A 4017-nucleotide genomic window follows, 5' to 3' on the forward strand; every position below is an offset into this window, starting at 1 on the left:
CCGAGTAACTTACATGCAGCCCGATAGGTAAGCCGTGATAGTATATCTTTAAGAGTAAGCTCGCTTCTGTGTTTGGTTGTCATTATTAATTATCCTTTGCAAATTCGCTATTTTGCGCGGATATCCTGAAAAATCAAGTATTGCCTTATTACTAAACAATTTAGGTACTGTATGCACAATCAAATAGGCGTTGTTGGATATACCAATATTGGCAACTAAAACGCAGCTAGCCTGGCAGACCTATAAATTCATATACGAATTCCGTATTGCTTAATATCATGAGCCAAATAAATTATTGCTTATCAATCTGCAGTTAACTCTAACTCTTTTTAAGAATGATTCTTTTTTTATAAGCTAATTAATGGATCTTGTTAGCGATACTGCTTGCGACATCTGCTTGCGATAAAAAAAGCATAAAAAGTTTTTTTGCTTGAAAAATCAAGAATTACTTGACTGACGCCAACGTCGGCGATTATCATGATTAATGCCGCCAATAGCGTCGTTACTACATAATTGCTATATTTGGGTTAATAATGACATTTATTTCACGCATTCTTAATTTATCAGCAGCATGTCATAAACGTTCATATTTCCTATTTGGGCCACGGCAAACAGGCAAATCGAGTTTAATACGGCAGACTTTACCAGATGCTATTGTCTACGATTTGCTTGATAGTACCACCTACGCAGCACTTAGCCGCGATCCTACTCTGCTGCGACAAGAAAGTATGGCACAACAAGATAAAAATAAGCTTATAGTTATTGATGAAATACAAAAACTACCAATACTTCTCGATGAAGTTCACTTACAAATAGAACGTTTTGGTCATTTATTTTTATTAACTGGCTCAAATGCGCGCAAACTTAGACGAGGCGGTGTAAATCTCTTAGGGGGACGTGCACGTACACTTTACTTACACCCTTTTGTATATCAAGAACTAAAAGACTTTGATTTGCATCGAGTCTTAAATATTGGCTTATTACCTTCGATATATTCATCAGATGACCCAGAAGGTGATCTATCTGCTTATATTGGTGCATATATACAAGAAGAGATTGCTGCCGAAGCTGTTGTTCGCAATATTCCGGCATTTAGTCGCTTTCTTGAGGTAGCTGCTTTCTGTAATGGAGCTATTATTAACTATAGTGCTATTGCCAATGATGCTCAGGTAGCGCGAACAACCGTGCAAGAATATTTTGCTATCCTTAAAGATACATTGATCGCCCGCGAAGTACCGGCATTTAATAAAACTCGCAAGCGTAAAGCCCTTGCTACAAGCAAATGCTATTTTTTTGATACTGGAGTCGTTCGCTCATTACGACACCAAGGTCAAATTGCATTGCGCTCACCAGAAGCTGGCTTAGCATTTGAAACTTATATATGCCATGAACTAGCAAGCTATCTCGATTACACCAATAGTGGTGAATTATACTACTGGCGTTCAGCTTCTGGATTTGAAGTTGACTTTATTATTAATGGTCAACTTGCTATTGAAGTTAAAGCAAGCGCCATAATTAGTAAATCAGATTTACGTGGACATAAAGCTTTGCGCGAAGAAAGTTTAGTACGCGACTCAATAATAGTATGTCTTGTCAATCGCCCTCGTATTATTGACGGTATTAAAATATTACCCTATACCGAATTTTTAAAGCGCCTTTGGGATGGTCATTATCGTTTATAAAATAACCAAATAAGCTACTTGAAGTGTACTTTAGAAAAACCAAAAGGGGGATGACCACATTATTAAAAACGCTAGAGATAACTTAGAAGAAATTTCGGCAGACCCTAAGGAACAATTTTAGGCAGGCTAGCTTAAAATGTGAGCACGTTCATATAATTATACTAATCACCTTTGTACAAAGCTGAATTTATTATTTTAATTAGAGCCACTTGTAAAAGTCGATAATATTAACAATTATACTAACAATAACGTCATCCCCGAAAGCAGTAATCCAGGAATATTGTGTAAAAACAATATGTTATGGATCCCCGCGTTCGCGAGGGTGACGATGAAAAGATTATTATGGTATTTTTGCAAGTGGCTCATTAGATAAATTAATTGGTAATACTTGATATTTTTTGTAAAATACTTTACTTTAATGTCATTGACATTAAATGACATTGAGGTTTTTCATGACTCAAATTACAGCGCGACTTCCAGATAATATTGTCAAATCACTTGATGAAGCAGCAAAAGAACTACGTAAATCACGCGCTGAAGTTGTACGTGATGCAGTTGAACTATATTTAGCTGAGGTAGAAGATCTTGCAATAGCAATATCACGTCTTCGTGACCCACTTGACCCTATGCTCGATTGGGAAGAGGTTCGTGGTGAATTACTCGCTTAAAATTAAAAGTAGCGCTGCAAAAGAAATTAAAAACTTACCAAAACAAGATAAAACAAAAATTATTGAGGCGATCGACAGTCTCAAAACACAACCACACGTTGGTACTTTATTAAAAGGGCAATTTACTGGGCTTAGGCGAATAAGAGTTGGGCATTATCGTGTAATTTATGAAGTCAGAGATACACTACTTGTTATTTTAGTTTTAAAAATTGGGCATCGCCTCGATGTTTACCGATAATATATCGCTAGATAAAGCTAACCTAGTGGTTCGGTTGATAAACTAATACATCAGTTTTGCTAAAGTCGTCTCTCAATAACCATTAATGTGGTAGCCCATTTTCATCATAGCCAAGAATATCTTCAGTAGATCTATTATCAAGAACTGTATATTTAGCACAACGTTTGCGAATAGCTTCTAACTCTGCCAAAATATTAGGTATATTTTTGCGTTCTTGTTCATGTCGTAACTTGTCTTTTAATGCACTAAGCAAAACTGCCGTTATGCTTTCGCCAGTTTTCTTTGCTAATTCTCTAGCTAATTGCTCAACTTCATTATTTTTAATACTTAACGGCATGTATGGTTCCAAGGTATAAATAATTATATAATTATATAAATGATATATGTTGTTTGTCACTCTGCTTGTAACATCTGCTTGTAACACCCTGTTACAAAACATCAACATGGGGGTATTCAATAATTTTCTTATCCCCAGTAACAACAATAAGCTTTTTTTGGCGTGCTGTTGCAACAATGATACGGTCAGCCGGATCTGCATGAAACTGACCTGGCAGTGAATATGCTTCTTCAATGATTTCTAAATCGATTGGTAATACTTCCCAACCGTTTAATTCAATAAAAAATCTAAACCACAACGTTTCCAGTGACGATCAAGCTGCAATTTGCCACGGTCAACAGCACAAGCTATTTCAGCGGCACTAATAGGAGAAACAAAGATTTGTGAATCAACTGCTGTTAGCACCTTACGATTAGCTTCAGGGATCCGTTCTTCGTTGGCAATAGCCCAAATAATTACGCAGGTATCAAGAATTAGTTTTATCGTCTATGTCGATATTAAGCATATTCCAGGTAGAATGGGGAATAATTGGTTCTGTCAAATCACCTTGGTAAACGACTGAATTTCTTCCACAACCAAGCTTGGTTTTGTTAACAAAATCTTTTTTTTCATTCGCAGAAACAAGTCGAGCTATTAAAATATTACGTTTACATATCCCTACCTCTACTCCCATAGCTACTTCTTTTAAATAATCTGAAAAATGGTCTTTTAATTCTGCAATATTTACCTGTTTCATAAATTTGCCACCTGTTATCTATAAGTCTATTATATAACAACTATATAGCTATTTAAAAGACATATAGTTGTCCAAATTAAAAAGTTAATAGTATTAACCAAATACGATACATAAAGAGTACATGATAAAAACCAAAAGGTTGTTAATGAAGAGTTATTTGAGTAATGTACCAGCCCGATTTAATGAAATCAACTTTGCAATTTTGCGACGCTTAGCTTCTCGCCGTGCTTCTATCAATTCTGGGTCAGCTTGGGTCACTTGCTCATGTGCCTCTTTAAATGAAATCGAATTACCTAAAATAGCTGTATCATAGTTATTTTTGCGATCTCTAAGGTCTGTGTCTTCATTGACTCTAA

General features: G+C 35.8%; 8 protein-coding genes. 3 read left to right on the plus strand and 5 right to left on the minus strand.

Annotated elements, in window-relative coordinates; genetic code table 11:
* Window positions 1-533: 533 nt before the first annotated feature.
* The 3 genes from JW841_10980 (at window position 534) to JW841_10990 (ending at window position 2588) form a co-directional block, all read left to right on the plus strand.
* A complete protein-coding gene (locus tag JW841_10980) occupies window positions 534-1682 on the plus strand; it encodes an ATP-binding protein (GenBank protein ID MBN1961460.1) in 1149 nt (382 codons plus the stop codon).
* Window positions 1683-2134: 452 nt separating this feature from the next.
* The gene (locus JW841_10985) at window positions 2135-2350 is read left to right on the plus strand and encodes a ribbon-helix-helix protein, CopG family (GenBank protein ID MBN1961461.1); all 216 of its coding nucleotides are present in this window, start codon (window positions 2135-2137) and stop codon (window positions 2348-2350) included.
* Window positions 2334-2588, plus strand: coding sequence for a type II toxin-antitoxin system RelE/ParE family toxin (locus JW841_10990; protein MBN1961462.1), 255 nt, complete (start codon window positions 2334-2336; stop codon window positions 2586-2588). The genes JW841_10985 and JW841_10990 overlap by 17 nt, the downstream gene beginning before the upstream one ends.
* An 82-nt stretch (window positions 2589-2670) precedes the next feature.
* Here the strand turns inward: JW841_10990 and JW841_10995 are convergent, their stop codons facing one another.
* The 5 genes from JW841_10995 to JW841_11015 form a co-directional block, all read right to left on the minus strand.
* The gene (locus JW841_10995) at window positions 2671-2925 is read right to left on the minus strand and encodes a type II toxin-antitoxin system VapB family antitoxin (GenBank protein ID MBN1961463.1); all 255 of its coding nucleotides are present in this window, start codon (window positions 2923-2925) and stop codon (window positions 2671-2673) included.
* Between the two features lie 91 nt (window positions 2926-3016).
* Window positions 3017-3223 (minus strand): PIN domain-containing protein, encoded by a 207-nt coding sequence (locus JW841_11000; GenBank protein MBN1961464.1) that lies wholly within the window; start codon window positions 3221-3223, stop codon window positions 3017-3019.
* Window positions 3196-3408: a PIN domain-containing protein gene (locus tag JW841_11005; protein MBN1961465.1), complete on the minus strand. Its 213-nt coding sequence runs from the start codon at window positions 3406-3408 to the stop codon at window positions 3196-3198. Before JW841_11005 ends, JW841_11000 begins: the two co-directional genes overlap by 28 nt.
* Window positions 3392-3661 carry a type II toxin-antitoxin system prevent-host-death family antitoxin gene (locus JW841_11010; protein ID MBN1961466.1) on the minus strand — a complete coding sequence of 90 codons (270 nt, stop codon included), beginning with the start codon at window positions 3659-3661 and terminating at the stop codon, window positions 3392-3394. Before JW841_11010 ends, JW841_11005 begins: the two co-directional genes overlap by 17 nt.
* 153 nt (window positions 3662-3814) lie before the next feature.
* The coding region (locus JW841_11015; GenBank protein MBN1961467.1) for a hypothetical protein at window positions 3815-4017 on the minus strand (203 nt) is incomplete at its 5' end.

This window comes from Deltaproteobacteria bacterium, assembly GCA_016931625.1.
Classification (GTDB): Bacteria; Myxococcota; XYA12-FULL-58-9; order XYA12-FULL-58-9; family JAFGEK01; genus JAFGEK01.

Excerpts from the sequence above, each read along its gene's own strand:
- JW841_11010 (MBN1961466.1), bottom strand. The coding sequence starts at position 3,661 with ATGAAACAGGTAAATATTGCAGAATTAAAAGACCATTTTTCAGATTAT.
- JW841_10985 (MBN1961461.1), top strand. The coding sequence starts at position 2,135 with ATGACTCAAATTACAGCGCGACTTCCAGATAATATTGTCAAATCACTT.
- JW841_10980 (MBN1961460.1), top strand. The coding sequence starts at position 534 with ATGACATTTATTTCACGCATTCTTAATTTATCAGCAGCATGTCATAAA.
- JW841_10995 (MBN1961463.1), bottom strand. The coding sequence starts at position 2,925 with ATGCCGTTAAGTATTAAAAATAATGAAGTTGAGCAATTAGCTAGAGAA.